The sequence below is a fragment of the Acidiphilium sp. MT5 genome, from assembly GCF_054767495.1.
This window is the reverse complement of the sequence record NZ_BAABMR010000004.1, coordinates 82,111-99,296: the sequence shown is the minus strand read 5'-3', so window position 1 is coordinate 99,296 and position 17,186 is coordinate 82,111. Positions and strand designations below refer to the sequence as shown.

Annotated in this window: 13 protein-coding genes; 5 read left to right on the top strand and 8 right to left on the bottom strand. The window is 62.9% G+C overall.

Annotated elements, in window-relative coordinates; genetic code table 11:
- Window positions 1-121 precede the first annotated feature (121 nt).
- Both ACYUCQ_RS05910 and rpsD read left to right on the top strand, forming a co-directional pair.
- Window positions 122-4,582, top strand: coding sequence for a Hint domain-containing protein (locus ACYUCQ_RS05910; RefSeq protein ID WP_460253590.1), 4,461 nt, complete (start codon window positions 122-124; stop codon window positions 4,580-4,582).
- Between the two features lie 168 nt (window positions 4,583-4,750).
- On the top strand, window positions 4,751-5,365 hold the full coding sequence (gene rpsD, locus ACYUCQ_RS05905) for a 30S ribosomal protein S4 (RefSeq protein WP_460253589.1): 615 nt from the start codon (window positions 4,751-4,753) through the stop codon (window positions 5,363-5,365).
- Window positions 5,366-5,458: 93 nt separating this feature from the next.
- Here the strand turns inward: rpsD and panB are convergent, their stop codons facing one another.
- The 7 genes from panB to ACYUCQ_RS05870 form a co-directional block, all read right to left on the bottom strand.
- Window positions 5,459-6,247, bottom strand: coding sequence for a 3-methyl-2-oxobutanoate hydroxymethyltransferase (gene panB, locus ACYUCQ_RS05900; RefSeq protein ID WP_460253588.1), 789 nt, complete (start codon window positions 6,245-6,247; stop codon window positions 5,459-5,461).
- On the bottom strand, window positions 6,244-6,447 hold the full coding sequence (locus ACYUCQ_RS05895; protein WP_460253587.1) for a hypothetical protein: 204 nt from the start codon (window positions 6,445-6,447) through the stop codon (window positions 6,244-6,246). Before ACYUCQ_RS05895 ends, panB begins: the two co-directional genes overlap by 4 nt.
- Before the next feature lie 197 nt (window positions 6,448-6,644).
- Entirely contained in the window at window positions 6,645-7,514 is an 870-nt protein-coding gene (gene motA / locus ACYUCQ_RS05890; protein ID WP_460253586.1) for a flagellar motor stator protein MotA, read from the bottom strand.
- A 15-nt stretch (window positions 7,515-7,529) separates the two neighbouring features.
- Window positions 7,530-8,654 (bottom strand): flagellar motor protein MotB, encoded by a 1,125-nt coding sequence (locus tag ACYUCQ_RS05885; protein ID WP_460253585.1) that lies wholly within the window; start codon window positions 8,652-8,654, stop codon window positions 7,530-7,532.
- A 93-nt stretch (window positions 8,655-8,747) separates the two neighbouring features.
- Entirely contained in the window at window positions 8,748-10,226 is a 1,479-nt protein-coding gene (locus ACYUCQ_RS05880) for a glycosyltransferase family 39 protein (protein ID WP_460253584.1), read from the bottom strand.
- On the bottom strand, window positions 10,181-11,302 hold the full coding sequence (locus ACYUCQ_RS05875) for a glycosyltransferase (RefSeq protein WP_460253583.1): 1,122 nt from the start codon (window positions 11,300-11,302) through the stop codon (window positions 10,181-10,183). The genes ACYUCQ_RS05880 and ACYUCQ_RS05875 overlap by 46 nt, the downstream gene beginning before the upstream one ends.
- The gene (locus ACYUCQ_RS05870; protein WP_460253582.1) at window positions 11,299-11,784 is read right to left on the bottom strand and encodes a redoxin family protein; all 486 of its coding nucleotides are present in this window, start codon (window positions 11,782-11,784) and stop codon (window positions 11,299-11,301) included. The genes ACYUCQ_RS05875 and ACYUCQ_RS05870 overlap by 4 nt, the downstream gene beginning before the upstream one ends.
- A gap of 141 nt (window positions 11,785-11,925) precedes the next feature.
- Between ACYUCQ_RS05870 and ACYUCQ_RS05865 the strand changes: the two genes are divergently transcribed.
- Window positions 11,926-12,606, top strand: a complete 681-nt coding sequence (locus ACYUCQ_RS05865) for a YqgE/AlgH family protein (RefSeq protein ID WP_460253581.1) — start codon at window positions 11,926-11,928, stop codon at window positions 12,604-12,606.
- Between the two features lie 25 nt (window positions 12,607-12,631).
- On the opposite strand, the gene ACYUCQ_RS05860 is transcribed toward ACYUCQ_RS05865, so the two are convergent.
- The gene (locus ACYUCQ_RS05860) at window positions 12,632-13,132 is read right to left on the bottom strand and encodes a GNAT family N-acetyltransferase (RefSeq protein ID WP_460253580.1); all 501 of its coding nucleotides are present in this window, start codon (window positions 13,130-13,132) and stop codon (window positions 12,632-12,634) included.
- A 343-nt stretch (window positions 13,133-13,475) separates the two neighbouring features.
- On the opposite strand from ACYUCQ_RS05860, the gene ACYUCQ_RS05855 reads away from it, so the two are divergent.
- Together ACYUCQ_RS05855 and ACYUCQ_RS05850 are read left to right on the top strand one after the other, a co-directional pair.
- Window positions 13,476-15,704, top strand: coding sequence for a peptidase domain-containing ABC transporter (locus tag ACYUCQ_RS05855; RefSeq protein WP_460253579.1), 2,229 nt, complete (start codon window positions 13,476-13,478; stop codon window positions 15,702-15,704).
- Complete coding sequence (locus ACYUCQ_RS05850; RefSeq protein WP_460253578.1) at window positions 15,670-17,175, top strand: HlyD family type I secretion periplasmic adaptor subunit; 1,506 nt, start codon at window positions 15,670-15,672, stop codon at window positions 17,173-17,175. Before ACYUCQ_RS05855 ends, ACYUCQ_RS05850 begins: the two co-directional genes overlap by 35 nt.
- The last annotated feature ends 11 nt before the right edge of the window (window positions 17,176-17,186 follow it).

Genomic DNA, 17,186 nt, shown 5'->3' with positions numbered 1-17,186 from the left:
TAGGTTGGATCTGGCTCATCAACCTAAACCAATATCGATCTGATACAACCATAAATTAAAAATACACGTTGAACGACCAGAGATTGTGAATTACCGTCCAGCTCCGTAATGGAGAGGTCGGGTGGGTGGTTCGCTAAGCTTGGTTGCGCCGGGATCGATCATCGCGGTCGATGGTGTTTTGCTCTCGCTTGATCTGGCGCCGCCCGGCGGCATTGCCGTGGTGGCTACAGCATCGTCGGTCACATTAACCCTGACCAGCACGCTGGATTTGTCGGTGGGGGCGGCGAGCGGTGCGACGATATCGAGCGCGTCGGGCGCGCTGACGCTGAGCGGTGCGCTGGCGGCGGTGAATGAGGCGCTCGCCAGTTTGCTGATCGAGGCGAATTTCACCGGCACCGCGGCGTTGACCATCGCGGTGGCGGGCGTGCCGCTGCTGGCCGGCACCAATCTCACCGGGCCGCCTTTGCTGCAGACACTCAGCGTTACGGCGGTGGCCGACACACCGCCCGCTTTCATCGCACCGCCGGCAAGCCTTGCACTCAGCGCCGGCATCGCCACGCCTTTGCCGCTGACCCTGGCTGATGATCCTGCCGTCGCACTCGGCCCCGGCGCGGCGGTGACGCTGGCGGTTACGTTGATGGCCTCTGATGGGGTGTTTTTGCTCCCTGCCGCCGTCGCCGGACTGGATATCAGCGGTGCTGGAAGCGAAACGCTGGTGCTGGTTGGCAACGCCGCCGACATGGCGGCGTTCGATGCGGTTTTGGCCGGGATCAGCTTGAATGAAGCCGGTAACGGCACGGTTGAGTATATTGCGCGGCAATCGGGCGGCGCGCTGCCCGCGCAGATCACCTCCGGCAGCCTGATTGTCAGCGCGAGCGGCACGCTCACGCCGAGCAGCGCGACCTGGCTGGGCGGTGCGGGGGACTGGCAGGAGAGCAATTTCTGGTCGGCCAGCACGGTGCCGAACCTCGCCAGCGATGTCACCATGGCCGGGTCCGCGACCATTGCCGGGGATGGGGTTGCCGCCGCCCTCACCATCGCAGCAGGAGCCACGCTCGATTTGACGGGTTCGGTGGCGGTGGCCGGATCGCTCGCGCTTGGCGGGGTTGGCGGTGATCTGATGATCGATGCCGGTGCGGCGCTCACGGCGGGCGGTGCGGTGGTGCAATCGGGTGCTTGGCTCGCGGATTTTGGCGCGCTCACGCTGGATGGGTTGGATGGGGTGGGAACGGCGCTGCTGCCCGGCGGCGGCACGCTGGCCGGCCCGCTGGCGGTGGCGGCGGGCGGCACGGTGGATTTTGCCGGGGTGCTGCAAGCCGGTGCTGCAGCACCCACCACCACCCTGGTCGCGATCAGCCTCGCGGCGAATGCCGTACTCGCGGGGGCGGGCGCGCTGCTCGCAGGTAATTTCAGCCAATCAGACATTTTGGCCGGGCCGGGAACCGTGCTGGCGCTCGGCCCGGCACCGCTCACGCTGGATGCCGGTTCCATTGGCGGCGGGGTGAATTTGCTGATCGAGCCGGGGGCGGTGCTGGAATTGGCGCCGGTGGCGCCGCTCTATGGCGTGTTCAATCCAACGCCGATTACCGTGGGCAGTGATGCCACCATCAGCTTCGCGCCGGGTGCCAGCCCCGCGCAAAATCAAGGTGGCTTCGCCAGCCCGCGCGGTGAGCAGGGCGGGGTTTTGGTGATCGATGATCCGCTGGATTTCGCGGCGAGCTTCAGCGGCTTCGTCGCCGGGGATCGGATCGTGCTGCCGACATTGACCTCGCTCACTGTGTTCAATGTGAGCGCCCACTCATTTTTGGTCTCCGGCATCGATCCGTCCGGCGCCAGCGAAATTATCACCATCAGTACCAGTTTGCCGCCCGGCACCTTGCCGGTGGTGGAAACCGATCAGGCCGGGCAATCGGTGATCGGCCTGCGAGCCAGCGCCCCGGCGCTCAGCTTGAATGACACACCGGCCAATCAAGCCTTGATCGATGCGGCGGAGACCGCCGGGATCGGGCTTGGTGAAACCATTATCGGGTTGGGGCTGCAAGTGCCGGTCAATCCGAGCGGCGGGATGATCCTGACCATCACGGCGGATCATGGCGCGGTGGCGCTGGCGAGCGCGACGACAGCATCCAGCAGCCTGACCTTGAGTGCGAGTTCGGCGCTGGCGCTGGATGATCAGTTGGCCGCCTTGGTTTATACGCCGGAGGGTGCGGGCAGCGGCGATGTGCTGAATTTCATCGGCGGCACGGGGTTGGCCGGACTGACGGCGGCGATCGGCGTGACGATTGCACCCGCCGCCACCTTGTTTTTCGCCGGTGGCACTGATGCAGTGTTTGATGCGGCGAGCACTTGGCTCGCGGGTGCGGCGCCGGCGAATGGCGATCTGGCGGTGCTCGGCTCGCATCAAGGCGCGCCGATTTTGCTCACCGGGCCGGGCGAGGCGGGCGCGCTGGCGGTGCAAGGCGGCTTTGATCTGGCGGGAAGCTTTGTGCTGCCCGGTCTTGCGGGCGTGGCGCTGAGCGTCGCGCCGAGCGGGTTTGCGTTGTTCGATGCGAATGCGGTGGTCACGCTGGGCGGTAGCGCGCAGGTGAGCGGCGGCACGCTGGGCCTCGCGGGTGCGGTGAGCGCGCCGGGGCAAACTCTCGCCATCGATCAAGGCTGGCTGGAATTGACCGGCTCGGTTTCCGCCGGCGGCTTGGTGCTGGGCGATGCAGGGCCCGCGCAAGTGGGGATCAGCGGCACGCTGAGTGTCAGCAGCGCCAGCTTGGGCGGTGCGGCGCGTGGGGTGGGAGCGGTTGCGATTTGTTCGGCGACCGGCCAAGCGGTGCTGGATTTGGGCGCGGTAACCGCGAGCGACGCGACGATGGCGCTGGGTGGTTCGGCCTTGTTGCAGGCCTCGGTATTTGATGAGGCGGCGGGAGCGGTTTGGGTCACGCAGGATGCGAGCTTGCAGGTTGCCGGGGCGTTCAGCCTGAATGCCGGGGCGTTGCTGTCGATCGGGCCGGTGGCGAGTTTCTCGGCGGCAACCCTCGCGGTGGCGGGGCTGCTGGATGAGGCGAGTGCGCGCACCACCCTGGTGGATGGACTAAGCCTGCAGGCGGGCGGCAGCCTCGCTTTGAACGATGGGTCGCTCACGCTCGGCACCCTCAGCATCGCATCGGGCGCGAGCCTGTCGGGTTATGGCGAGATTGGCGCGGCGGGCGTTGGCTTGGCGATGTTGGATAATCAAGGCGCGCTGACGGCGGTGGGCGGGGTGCTGGATATTGGCGCGACCCTGCTGGGTGGTGCCACCATTGCCGAGGCGGCCACGCTGGATTTGGCGGGGGCGGCGAGCCAGGGGACGATTGCGTTTGGCGGCATGGCCGGTTTGTTATCGCTCAGCGCTCCGACCGTGCAGCATGATGCGGTGGTCGGGCTGGCGGGTAGCGATGCGATCGATTTGCGCGGCGTGGCACCCGGATCGGTGCAGATCAATGGCGGCACGGTGAGTATTGCCGGGGCGGCGGCGTTCGCGCTCGGCGTGGCGTCAGGCCCGGCTGTTGTCAGCAGTGATGGGGCGGGTGGCAGCCTGATTACCGATACGGCGCCGATGCCCTGCTTTGTCCGGGGCACCGGCTTATTGACCCCGAATGGCTATCGCGCGGTGGAAACCATCGCGCCGGGTGATGCGTTGGTCACGGCGAGCGGGCGGGTGCGGGCGGTGGCATGGGTGGGGTGGCGCAGTTTGGATTTGGCCACCGCCTCGCCGGTGCTGCGACCGATTTTTATTGCGCGCGGCGCGTTTGCGCCTTGTGTACCGCGCCGCGATCTGCGGGTTTCGCCGCTGCATGCGATTGCGATGGCCGGGGCGTTGGTGCCTGCTTGCCTGCTGGTGAATGGCGCCACCATCACCCGCGATGATCAGGCGCTGACCGTGACCTATTTTCATATCGAGTTGAGCGGTCATGATGTGCTGCTCGCCGAAGGGCTGGCGTGCGAGAGCTATCGCGATACCGGCAACCGGGCGCGGTTTACGCAAGGGCGGGGCGTGGCGCAGGGGGTGTTGCCCGCCTGCCTGCCGTTGCTGACCGGCGGCGCCAAACTCGCGGCGCTGCGGGCGGATTTGCATCAGCGCGCCGAGCGGCTGGGCTATCGGATAGCGCATGGTCTCGCCATTGAGGCTTTGGTTGGCGAGGCTTTGGTTGGCGAGGCTTTGGTTGGCGAGGCTTTGGTTGGCGAGGCGTTGATTGGCGATGCGGTCATTGCGGGGCGGCTGCGGCGGGGCTGGGTGTGTTTTGAGCCGCCCACCAAGATTGATCGGCTGGTGCTGCGCATGCGCGCCGCCATCCCGGCGGAGACCGATCCGGCGTCAGAGGATCGGCGGGAGCTGGGGTTTTGCGCCGGGGCGGTCCGCGTGGACGGGCGGCCCGTCGCGGCGGAGTTGGGCGCGGGCTGGTATTCGCGGGCGCGCGATGATCGCGGCGTGTGGAGCGGCGCTTGGGCGCAGATGCGGTTGCCGCGGGCCGGGCGGCGGGTGCGTATTGAGGTGGTGGGCCGGGTGCCGCGCTGGCTGCGCCCCGATCATGGCTGCATCGGCGGCGGGTGAGCGATCAATTGACAAGCGAGGAGCGGAGGAATAGGAGCGAAAAATTGCTGGGAACGTGGACGGGCCTTCGGGGCCTGCGCCCGCTGTTGCGCGCTTTGTGCATCAGCCTACCGGTACAACAGGATCGGGCCGGGTTCGGTTCGGCAAAAACATGCGAAGGAGATCGCCGTGACCAAGCGCACTGCGAGCAAGTATAAGATTAACCGCCGTCTCGGCGTGAATTTGTGGGGCCGGCCGAAATCGCCGGTCAATAAGCGCGAATATGGCCCCGGCCAGCACGGGCAGCGGCGCAAGAAGCCGTCCGATTACGGTGTGCAGCTGATGGCCAAGCAGAAATTGCGCGGCTATTATGGCAATATCAGCGAAAAGCAATTCTACCGCTATTATGAAGAGGCGGGCCGCCGCAAGGGCGATACCTCGGAGAATCTGATCGAGCTGCTCGAGCGCCGGTTGGATGCTGTTGTGTATCGGATGAAGTTCGCGATTACCCCGTTCGCCTCGCGCCAACTGGTTAGCCACGGGCATATTTTGGTGAATGGCAAACGGGTCAATATTCCCTCGTTCCAGGTGCGCGATGATGATGTGATCGAGGTGCGCGAGAAATCCAAGCAACTCGCCGTGGTGCTCGACGCGTCGCAGACCGCCGAGCGCGATGTGCCTGATTACATCGAAATCGATCACCGGGCGATGAAGGGCCGGTTCATTCGCGCGCCGAAGCTCGCGGATGTGCCCTATCCGGTGCAGATGGAACCGAATTTGGTGGTCGAATATTATTCGCGCTAAACTCTAACCATTCCAATCAAAAAAGGCTTATGCGCCATGCGGTGCATAAGCCTTTTTTATGGGCGGGATCGGGGGTGCGGTTATTCAGACCCGCTACTCAGAGGCGGGGAAACGCTGTTGGCGCACATCCTCGGCGTAGGTGCCGATGGCTTGGGTGATCAGGGCCGCGCCATCGAGATAGCGCTTGGCGAAGCCGGGCAGATAGGCGGCGTTGAGGCCGAGGACATCATGCATCACCAGAATTTGGGCATCCGTGCCGGGACCAGCGCCGATGCCGATGGTCGGGATGTCGAGGGCTTGGGTGATGCTGGTGGCGAGCGGCGTGGGGATTGCCTCCATCAGCAGCATGCGCGCGCCGGCTTGGGCGAGGGCTTGGGCGTCGGCGGTGAGTTGCGTGGCTTGGGCGTTAGTTTTGCCTTGACGCTTGAAGCCGCCAAACTGGCGCACATGCTGCGGGGTCAGGCCGATATGCGCGCAGACCGGAATGGCGCGGGCGGAAAGAAACCCGACGGTTTCGATCATCGGCGCGCCGCCTTCGAGCTTGATGATGTCGGCTCCCGCTTTGATCAAGGCGGCGGCGGCGGTGAAGGCTTGGGCGGGGCTGGCCTCGAAGCTGGCGAAGGGCAGATCCGCCATAATCAGGCACTCCGGGGCGCCGCGCGCGACCATTTCGGTATGATAGATCATGTGCTCAAGGCTGACGCGCAGCGTGTCATGCCCGCCTTGGACCGCCATGCCGAGTGAGTCGCCGATCAAGACGCCATCGATCCCGGCATCTTGGGCAAGGCGGGCGAACGGGTAATCATAGGCGGTGATCAACACGCGGCGTTGGCCTTCGCGCTTGGCGCGGTCCCAGCCGGAGAGCGATTTGCGCGTGTTCATGCGATTACCTCATCGATAGGGGTGACGTGATCGGCTTCGACCTGGCTGAGAATGCCGGTGCTGATATCGAAGTAAAAGCCGAGAATGGTGAGTTTTTCTGCGGCGCAGGCGGCGGCCACCCAGGGGCATCCGCGCAGGCCCCGCTCATCGGGCCCGCGACGCGCACGAAATCGGTGATAGCCTTCGATCAGCTCGTCCATGCTGCGCTTTGCCCTGTCTCCACTGGCGTTGCCGTTCGACGTTGCAACGCAACATGATTAGCAAGGCCGACAGGGTGGAGCAAATAGCGGCGATGAGATCAATATTGGTTTAGGTTGAATCGAGGGATACACCCTAAACCAATGAAATTGAGCGGCAAACAAGGGTTAGAGCGTGATTGATTATAATCAATCGCGCTCTAGGCGGGGATTTGCAGGCTCTGGATGGATTCCTCCAATTCGAAAAAATCCGGCATATGCATATTGGGCACCATTTTACGGCCAACCTCGACGCTGACTTGCGGGGCATTGCCATGCAAATGCGCCACCAACACGGCGCGGATCACTTCGAGAAATTTCGCATCCTCCTCGACCACCGCGCGCAACCGGATCGACCAGGGGCCGACAACGCCATAGGCCAACAGCACGCCGAGGAAGGTGCCGGTGAGGGCTTCGCCGATCATTTCGCCCAAAATGGCGGGCGGCTGGGCGATATGCGCCATGGTTTTGATCACTCCGAGCACGGCTGCAACAATGCCGAGGGCGGGCAGCCCATCGGCCATCACTTGCAGCGTATGGGCGCCATGCAAATCCTCGATCAGTGATTTGCGCAGCTCACGCGCCAGCACGTCTTCGACCTGGTGCGGATCATCGACATTCATGCCGACCATGCGCAGATAATCGCAAATAATGTAGGTTGCGCGCTTATTGGCCAGAATTTTCGGAAAATGTTTGAATACCGGGCTTTCATCGGGCCGCTCGATATGGGCTTCGAGTGACATCGCCCCTTTGGTGGCGGCCAGGCGCACCAAAAAATACAGCAAGCCCAGTAAATCCACATAATCGGTTTTGTGAAACCGCCCGCCTTTGATGATTTTGCTGAAATCTTTGAGCGTGTGTTTGACATCATGGATCGAATTGCCCGCGATCAGCGTGCCAATCGCGGCACCGCCGATGGTGACGAATTCCAACGGCAGCGCTTGCATGAGCGGGCCGATGGCGCCGCCGGTGGCGGCAAACACGCCAAAGACGCAGAGGAGCAGAAAGGCGATACCGCCGATAGCGAGCATGAGGCACCCGTGAGGCTAGCGTGGTGTTGGATGCGTCTGGGGCGGAGGCGACAGAGCGGATCCTGAAACCGGCCTTTTTGGCAGGATGTTGGGGAGCATCGCCCGTTGCAGGGCGATCGTAATCGCGGCGCGCGGCAAGGGATGCACCACCAGGATGGAGACGCGCCGATTGGCGGCGGCGAGCGGCTTATCGGGGACTAACAAGCCGCGATCCGCATAGCCGGTTACCGAGGCGATGCGTTGTTTGTCGAGGCCCGCCGCGAGCAACAGGCGGCGTGTTTCATTGGCCCGCCCGATCGAGAGATCCCAGTTGCTATAGCCAGGGACCAGATAGGGCCGTGCATCGGTATAGCCGTTAAGCTGGATCGGATCGCTCATGGCGGCCAGAACCGGCGCAATGGTCGCGATCAGGCGGCGGGTGGTGGCGTTCGGTTTGACCGAGCCCAAGGGAAACATGGGCCGCTTGTTGGTGTCCATCATGTCGATGCGCAGCCCTTGGCGGGTGATGCGCATGCGCACCTGATTGGCAAGGCCGGATAGCACAGGGTCTGATCGGATTGCCTGTTGCATGGTCTGGATCGCGGTTGCGAAATTGCGCGCGGCGGCGATTTCGGCGGTGGTGGCCACGGCTTGGGTGGTGCCGGGGCCGGTGCTGATGGTGATATGTTGGGGTGTTTGAGTTTGGGTGTTGGCGCGCTGACCGGATCGGGCGTGATGCTCGCCGCGCGATTGCTGGCCGCTGGCGGCGGTGGGCTGCGGAGTGATCCCTTTGGGCGAGGGTAGGGCGCGGATCGAGATCGGCATATTGCCCGGGCGCACCTGGATCGCGCCGCGATCCGACGACAGCGCACCTTTATCATTGGGGGTGCTGCCGCCGAAAATTTTACCCTCGCCCGAATGCCCATCATTCAACACGTTCGATTGGCTGAAATAATCCGACAGGCCGATGCGCTGCACCTCGGAGGTGGCGTTGATCAGCCACATGAGCAGGAAAAACGCCATCATCGCGGTGACAAAATCCGCGTAGGCGACTTTCCATGCGCCGCCATGGCCGCCGCCTTCGATGATTTCTTCCTTGCGGATAATCAGGTTCGGCCGTTCCGACCCTGCCTTGCCGCCGCGTTTGCCCTTGATCGCCATGATGTGCTGATCGCCCTTGATCGGTATGGGGTGGTGATGGGCGGAGTATCGCGGGCAGGGGTTAAAAAAGGATGAAGGGAGGGCGGCAAAAAATTACCGGCGATGCGGACGGCGGAGCAACGCGGCCGGCGCGTGAGCGCGCAGGGTCACGCGGTACAGCGTATAGGCCTGCACGGTCACGCCGCGACTTTGCCGATCGAGCGGGCCGAGCTTGGTGATGGCGCTGAACAAAGCGGGCGAGGGCGGGCCGCGCCGGTTTGATTGGATCAGCAAGGCGCTGCGCGTCGGTGGCGGATGGGGCAGGGCGAACCAGCGCCAGCGCGGCCCGGCAGCGATCAGCCGGTTCGGCGCGGGCAGGTTCCAGTCAAGCTCTGCGATGGTGGCGTAATCGGTGGCGATGATCGGATCGCCATGGGCCTGGTGCGCGGCCTCGGCGGACCAAGCTCGCCAGCCGCGCATTTGCAGCGCAATCGGGTCGCGCGCGGGGGGCAGCGCAATGAAGCGGGTCAAAACCTGCCCATAAACCAGCGCAGTGATGGCAAAGCCGAGCCAACCAGCCGGGGCCACCCAGCGTCGTGACCGCGCGCCCAGCGTGCCCGCAATGGCCAGCGCCGCGCCGGGATACAGAATGGCCGGCCAATTGCCTTGCACCACACCGGAGAGGCTATGTTCGAGAAAAATCAGCGCCGGGAGCACCACGCTCAGCCCCAAGAGGCGCAGGCCCGCATCGCCCGCGCGGATCGCGCGGAGGGTGCCGAGCACCAGTAAAATCGCGATCAACGGTGTGGCGAGGCCGAATTGGCCCAGGATCAGGTCCGCCAGATGCAGGCCAGCATGGCTCAGATCGAAATGCGCGGTGCGCCCGCCTTGTTTGAGCAGGCTGACCCAGTGATGGCGCGCATTCCAGATCAAGACCGGCATGAACAGCACCAAGCCAATCAGCATGCCAAGCCAAGGCCAGGGTCGGCGCAACGCCGCCCGCCCGCGTTGATCGAGCAGGAGCGAAAGACCGGCGGCGGCAAAAATCAGCAAGCCGGTATATTTGGCATCCATCGCCAAGCCGCCTGTCGCCCCGGCGGCCAGCCACCAGCGATCATCGCCGGTTTTGTGCCAGCGTGCGAGGGCGGCCAGCGTCGCGGTCCAGAACAGGAGCAAAGGTGTATCGGGCGTGGTGATGATGGCTCCGGCGCCGAGTAGGAGGGTCGCATTGAGCAGCAGCGCCGCCACCAAGCCCGGATGATCGGTGCGGTTGGAGAAAAAATCATTGCCCGCCTGCCAGAGCAGCAGCGAGCCGGCCAGAGCGCCGAGCGGCGAGAATAACCGCACCCCGAGCGGTGTGGCGCCGAATAAGGTGTTGCCCGCCCGGATCCAAACGGCGATCAACGGGGCATCGTCATAATAGCCGGGCTGCAGATGGCGCGACCAGAGCCAATAATAGGCTTCGTCAGGGGTGAGCGGCAGGATCGCCGCGAGGGCGAGGCGCAGCGCGGTCAGGCCGAGCAGGAGCAGCAGGCCGCGCCGCCCGGTCACGCCCGGCGCCAGACCAAGGTGGCCGAGACGGCATAATTCCACACCACGCCAATCACCGCTCCCGCCGCCCCGGCGAGCAGGCCTGCGGTGTTTTCAGCGTAAAGCGTGCGGGCAATGCCGATATTGGCAATCGCGCCTAGGCCACAGACCAGCAGAAACAAAATCAGGCCGCGCCAATAAAGCGGGCCTTTGAGGCGCACGATGCGATAGGTCAGCCGATTATTCAGCTCGAAATTGACCACCATCGCGGCGATGGTGCCAAGGGTTTGGGCGGAGAAAAAATCGAGCCCAGCGGCGCGCAGCGCGGCCATCACCGCCAGATTGACGATAATGCCAAAGCCGCCCACCAAAGCGAAGGCGAGAAATCGCAGCGGCAGCGCGCCGCCCAGGGTTTTATCGATCATCAGCCCGGCAAATTGCGCGAGCACCAGCGCATCGAGCTTGCTTTCCCCGGCCACGCGCGGGCGGAATTTATAGGGAATTTCAGCGATTTGCAGGCGGCCATCGGCGGCCAGCACCAGATCGAGCAGGATTTTGAAGCCTTGCCCGTTCAAAGCGGGCGCCAAACGCTCAAATTGGGCGCGGCTGATCATGAAAAACCCGCTCATCGGATCGCTCAGCGTGGTGCGCGACAAGCTCTGGGCCAGCCGCGTGCCGGTGCGCGAGAGCCAGGTGCGAAACGGCGACGCGAGGCCCGCCGCATCACCGCCTTCGACATGGCGGCTGCCCACCGCGAGGTCCGCGCCGCCGCGCAGGGCAGCGAGCATGGCGGGCAGGGCGGTTTCGTCATGCTGCAAATCGCCATCGATCACCGCGATGAACGCTGCCGAGGTCGCGAGCGCGCCCTCGATCACCGCCGAGGACAGGCCGCGCCGGCCAACGCGCTTGAGGCAGCGCACCCGATGATCCTGCACGCCGATGGCGCGCGCCTGCTCAGCCGTGCCGTCCGGGCTGTTATCATCGACGAAAATCACCTCGAAATCGATGCCGGCGAGCGCTCGATCCAGCCGGGCGACCATCGGGGCGACGTTGGGCGCTTCGTTATAGCAAGGCACGATCACCGCGAGCGTGGGCCAGGTCGGCGCGCTCGCGGATTGATCGGAGGCGGGATTGCTCACGCGCTCAAGGCGGCCAGCACGGCTTCGGCACTTGATACATCGAACCCGCCGGGCGCTTCGACCGCCAGATGGGTGACCACGCCGTCGCGCGCGACCAGCGCGAAACGCTGGCTGCGCACGCCCAGCCCACGGGCGGTCAGGTCAAATTCGAGGCCGAGCGCCTTGGTGAAGTCACCCGAGCCATCCGCGAGCATGGTGATGCGCCCGGCGCTATTTTGGTTTTTCTGCCAGGCATCGAGCACGAACACGTCATTGACCGCGAGGCAGGCGATGTCATCGACGCCCTTGGCGCGGAACGCGTCCGCATGATCGAGAAAGCCGGGCAGATGGCGCACGCTGCAGGTGGGGGTGAACGCGCCAGGCACGGCGAACAGCGCCACGGTTTTGCCGACGAAGAACGCACCCGTGTCGATTTGCTCGGGGCCGGTGGCCGTGGGCGTCATCAAGGTCATGGCGGGGAGCTTGTCTCCAACTTTGATCATCAGGCGGTCCTTTGTCGGTCAGGGTTGCGGTGGGTCACGAAAAAATAGTGATCGATGGCGGTTCCTACAGGATCGCGGCTTGATGGTGAAGCCGGGCAAAAGGCGCTTGCGTCACCGCCGGATTTTGTGGACAGTACCGCGATGGCTCATTCGACTGATCGTCCGACCCGAACCGGCAAGCGCCCGACCGCGCGTTCACCTGAGCGGACTTTGGCGCGCCCGCCTGTGGCTGGCGGGGTTTCCCGGGGGCGGCGGCGCTTGGCGCCTCTGCGTGCGAGCTTGGCCGGGCAATTATTGATCGCGATGCCGGGCTTGGCCGATCCGCGCTTTGCGCAGACGGTGGTGTTTATTTGCGCGCATAATCACGATGGCGCGATGGGGCTGGTGCTGAACCGGCCCCTGACCGAACCGCGTTTTGTGGATTTGATTCAGCAATTGGATATCGAAGCGGCGATCCCGCAGGATATTCGCATTTGCGCCGGCGGACCGGTGGAACAGACGCGCGGCTTTGTGTTGCATTCACCCGATTGGCGGTGCGAGGACACGCTGCGCATCGATGCCGCCAGCGCGTTGAGCACCAGCATTGATGTGTTGCGCGCCTTGGCCATCGGCGCGGGGCCGGCGCGCTCGATTTTGGCGCTGGGCTATGCCGGTTGGGGCAGCGGCCAGTTGGATGCTGAATTGCGCAGCGATAGCTGGCTGGTGGCGCCAGCGACGCCCGCGATTTTGTTCGACACGCGCTTTGAGACCAAATGGCGCCGCGCCCTGGGGCAGATCGATATTGACCCTGCCGCATTATCCACCGAGAGCGGTCACGCCTGAATCGGGCGGTGGGTGGGGGCCATAATTAGTCAGCACGCAGGCTGCGCTGCATGATCACCACATCAAGCCAGCGGCCAAATTTAAAGCCGACATCGCGCAGCAGGCCGACGCGCTGGAAGCCGAGGCTGGCATGCATGCCGATCGATCCGATATTTTCGGCATCGCCAATCACGGCGAGCATCTGCTGAAACCCGGCCTCTGCCGCATCGATGAGCAGGCGCGCCACCAACGCCTTGCCCACGCCCTGCCCCCGCACATCTTCGCGCACATAGACGCTGTCTTCAGCGGTGAAGCGATAGGCCGAGCGCGAGCGATATTGATCGAAATAGGCAAAGCCGAGCACACCCGTGGCATCGTGCGCGACGATCCAACGGCGCCCGGCGGCGGTGATGGCGCGGTGGCGGGCGGTTAAGTCTTCGAGCGAGGGTGGGATTTCCTCGAACGTGCCGGTGCCTTTGAGCACATGATGGGCATAGATCGCCTGACACGCGGGCAAATCGGCAAGGGTGGCGGGGCGAATATCCATCAATCTCACTCCGGAGCGGTTGGTAATCTCAGCTTTTGGTCGCGAATCCGGCGATTTGGCACCAACCGCGACGGGCCGAGTGTTGATGGTTGGCGCGGCGCTGGCAAGATCACGCGGTGCGAACCGGCTTGCCAATAGGGGGCCGGAAACCGGGGTGCTGAAAATTAATGTAGTGTGCGCTGCAATAGGATGTTAACCTTAAGGCGGTATGGACCGGAAGATCACTCTCTTGCCAAGGCGAGCGATAATCTGTTTATGGTGCGGAGCGATGGAACAATTTTGGTAGAAGCGTTTGATTTTGTTTGGATAATGTCATAGCGCGTGAAAAAAGGTCGAACCTCCGATGAACGATTTTGTCGATAACGCGACGCCGGAGCGGCCAAGCGAGCCTGAAATCCATGTCCGCATTGCCGCTGTGCAGTCGGTGGCAAAATTTCATGGCGTGACGCTGGACCTCGATACGTTGCGCAAGGAGCCGACGGGTGGCCCGCCATCCTCGCCGCATCTGGTTGATTGGGCGCGTGAAAGTGGCTTGTGGGCGCGGGCGATTCACATGAATTTCCGGCAATTGCTGAAGGTGGAAACCAATGCGCCGGTGATTTTGCTGCTCAATGATGGCGGTGCGGCGCTGATGGTGGCGCAGGACCGTGAGCGCGGCGTGGTGTTTGTGCGCGATCCACGCGCCCCGTTCAGTGCGGCGCCGATGCCGGTTGATGAATTGCAAATGCGCCAAGTATGGGACGGCACGACGCTGCTGATCCGCGCCGAGCGGTCTGGCGAGGCGGTGGAGCCGGTGTTTAATTTCGGCTTGCTGATCCGGATGGTGATGCTTGAGAAAAAAATCCTGCGTGACGTGGCGATCAGCTCGATCACCCTGACGATTTTGCAGGTTTTGCCGATTTTGATGATCATGGTGGTGCTCAACACCGTGATTGTGTTCCACAGTATCAACACCTTGATCCTGATTACGCTGGTGTTTGTGGTGGCCATCACTTTCGAGGCGATGTTGACCTGGGGCCGACGATTAATGTTGGTGATTTTGTCCACCCGGATTGATGCGCGGCTGAATTTGATGATTTTCGAGCGGTTAATGACGCTGCCGCTGACATTTTTCGAGCGCAATCGAGCCGGTGAAACCGCGTACAAAATCCAGCAAATTTACCGGGTGCGCGATTTTATCACCGGGCGGCTGCTCTCGACCTTCATTGATATTTTCATGATCGCGTTGATTTTGCCGATCCTGTTTTATCTCAACGCGTTTATGGCATGGACGGTGCTGATCGCGGCGGCGATCATCGCCTTGATCATCACCGCGTTTTTGCCGGCGATGTTCCGCTTGACCAGCAAGATCATCGAGGCCGAATCGAATAAGGGCGCGGTGATGGTGGAAAGCGTCTATGGGATTCGCACGGTGAAATCCTTGGCGCTGGAGCGGGTGCGCGGCGAGTTGTGGGATGCGCGGGTGGCGGAAACCAGCCGGTTGAACATGCAAATGGGTTTGCTCTCGAACTGGCCGGTGGTGTTGTCTTTGCCGTTCGAGCGTTATGCCCAGGGCGGTGTGTTGCTGTTGGGCGGCTATATCGCGCTCACCTCGCATAATCCGCTCGCGATTGGCGGGCTGGTTGGGTTCATGCTGCTGGGCGGGCGCGTGGCTGGGCCGCTCGTATCGTTTGCGCGGCTGATCCAGGATGCGCAGGAAGCGCGGGCGGCTTTTGCGATTGTTGGCGCGGTGCTGAACCGGCCCACCGAGCGGCGGGCGTTGATGACCGGGCTGCGGCCCCGCTTTGCCGGGGCGATTGAGTTTGATTCGGTGACCTTCCAATATGAAGGCACCAAATCGCCCGCGTTGAACAAGGTGAGTTTCAAAGTGCCGGAGGGCACGATGCTGGGCGTGGTTGGGCGGTCCGGGTCCGGCAAATCAACCGTGGCGCGACTGCTGCAAGGCATCAACACCGAATATACCGGCGCGATCAAGGTGGATGGCACGGAACTGCGTGAGATTAATTTACGGCATTTGCGCAAGAGTTTTGGCGTGGTGTTGCAGGATAATTTCTTGTTCCGCGGCTCGGTGCGCGACAATATCATCGCGGGTCGCCCAGGACTTGGCTTTGAAGACGCGATCCAGGCGGCGCGTTTGGCAGGGGCTGAGGAATTCATCGAGCGGATGCCGCATGGCTATGAAACCTTCATCGAAGAAAATTCGCCCAATCTTTCAGGCGGGCAAAAGCAGCGCCTTGCGATTGCGCGGGCCTTGATTGCCGATCCGCGCATTTTGCTGCTCGATGAAGCGACCAGCGCGCTCGATCCAGAAAGCGAGGCGCTGATTAACGCCAATTTGCTGCGCATTGCGCGCAATCGCACGATGGTGATCATCTCGCATCGTCTGGCCTCATTGATCGATTGTGATCAGATTTTGGTGATGGATTCGGGTGAGGTGGTCGATCTCGGCAAGCATGATGAACTGGTCGAGCGTTGCGCGATTTATCGTCATCTCTGGCTGCAACAGAACCGTCATATGAACCCGGAAGGAGGGCGCCATGGACCAACTCCGGCACTGGCTCAGGGCGATTAACGACCGCTTCGGTCGCAAACCAACCCAAGAGGGCAGCGGCGACCGTTCCATGCAGGCCAAGCCCGCCGTGGGCGATGGTATTGGCGGCGGCGGCACCGCGACCGCTTTGGCAACGGGCGCGCAGATCGGCGAAATTCCGGTGGCTTTGCTCGAATTCCAGTCCCCGACGGCGGCTGTCATCGCTACGCCGATCCCGGCCAGCTCGCGCTATACCGGGCTGGTCGTTACCGTGATGGTGGCTTTGCTGCTGATCATCGCGGCGGTGGTGAAGGTGAGCAAAGTGGTCACCGCGCCGGGGCGGTTGGTTTCCACCGCGCCGACCATCATGCTGCAACCGTTCAATACCTCGATTGTGCAAGCGGTTTATGTGCATGAGGGCGAGATCGTCCGCAAAGGTCAGTTGCTGGCCAAGCTGAACCCAACCTATGCCCGCGCCGATTTAACCGCGTTGCGCAGCCAGGTGGTCGCCTTGTCAGCCGAGCAGGCGCGGCTGGAGGCGGAGGCGAACGACACCACGTACGCGCCGGCTCATCCCTCCCCAGCGGCTTCGTTGCAAGCCGCAATTTTTGCCAGCCGACAGGCTGAACGCACCTACACGATCGAGAATTACAATCAAAAAATCGCTGAACTGCGCATGATTGTCGCGAAAAGCGAAGGCGAGGCGGGCTATGACAAAAAGCGGGTCAATGTCGCGCAGGCGGTTGAGAATATGCGCACACAACTGCAAAAATTGCAGGTGGGCAGCAAGCTTAATTCATTGATCGCGCTGAATGATCGCTTGTCGGTCTCTAGCTCGCTCGCGGGGTCGATTGCGACGGCGGCGGCGGGCGAGCGTGATTTGGCGGCTGAGATTGCCGAGCGCGACGCCTATAAAAAGAAATGGATCGCGCAAGTCTCCGAACAATTGGCGCAAACCACGGCGAAATTGGTCACCGCGCAGCAGGATTTGTCCAAAGCGCAATTGCAGGATCAGCTGGTGGTGCTGCGCGCGCCCCGTGATGCGGTGGTGCTGACGGTGGCGCATGTCTCGGTCGGATCGGTGCTGGAAACCGGGCAGAAATTCATCTCGCTGGTGCCGATTGATGCGCCGTTGACGGTTGAGGCGGATGTGAGCGGGTCGGAATCGGGGTATCTGCATGTTGGCGATCCGGTAACGGTGAAATTCGATACGCTGGATTCGCTGCGTTATGGATCGGCGAAGGGGATTTTGACCTCGGTGAGTGCGGATAGTTTCAGCCCGGAAACGCCGCCCTCCGAGGGCGGGTCGTCACTGCCGAGCCGTCCGCACAGCCTGTTTTATCGGACCCAGATTTCGCTGGGTGAGTTGCTGCTGCACAACACCCCGCCCGGCTTCCGGCTGGTGCCCGGCATGCCGCTGCAAGCCGATATCAAGGTGGGTCGACGCTCGGTGATTTCGTATTTCGTCACCAAAATTATGCCGGTGGCGACTGATAGTTTGCATGAGCCGTGACGCTTGGATGT

Excerpts from the sequence above, each read along its gene's own strand:
- panB (WP_460253588.1), bottom strand. The coding sequence starts at position 6,247 with ATGAACACGCGCAAATCGCTCTCCGGCTGGGACCGCGCCAAGCGCGAA.
- ACYUCQ_RS05895 (WP_460253587.1), bottom strand. The coding sequence starts at position 6,447 with ATGGACGAGCTGATCGAAGGCTATCACCGATTTCGTGCGCGTCGCGGG.
- motA (WP_460253586.1), bottom strand. The coding sequence starts at position 7,514 with ATGCTCGCTATCGGCGGTATCGCCTTTCTGCTCCTCTGCGTCTTTGGC.
- ACYUCQ_RS05885 (WP_460253585.1), bottom strand. The coding sequence starts at position 8,654 with ATGGCGATCAAGGGCAAACGCGGCGGCAAGGCAGGGTCGGAACGGCCG.
- ACYUCQ_RS05870 (WP_460253582.1), bottom strand. The coding sequence starts at position 11,784 with ATGATCAAAGTTGGAGACAAGCTCCCCGCCATGACCTTGATGACGCCC.
- ACYUCQ_RS05865 (WP_460253581.1), top strand. The coding sequence starts at position 11,926 with ATGGCTCATTCGACTGATCGTCCGACCCGAACCGGCAAGCGCCCGACC.
- ACYUCQ_RS05860 (WP_460253580.1), bottom strand. The coding sequence starts at position 13,132 with ATGGATATTCGCCCCGCCACCCTTGCCGATTTGCCCGCGTGTCAGGCG.
- ACYUCQ_RS05855 (WP_460253579.1), top strand. The coding sequence starts at position 13,476 with ATGAACGATTTTGTCGATAACGCGACGCCGGAGCGGCCAAGCGAGCCT.
- ACYUCQ_RS05850 (WP_460253578.1), top strand. The coding sequence starts at position 15,670 with ATGGACCAACTCCGGCACTGGCTCAGGGCGATTAACGACCGCTTCGGT.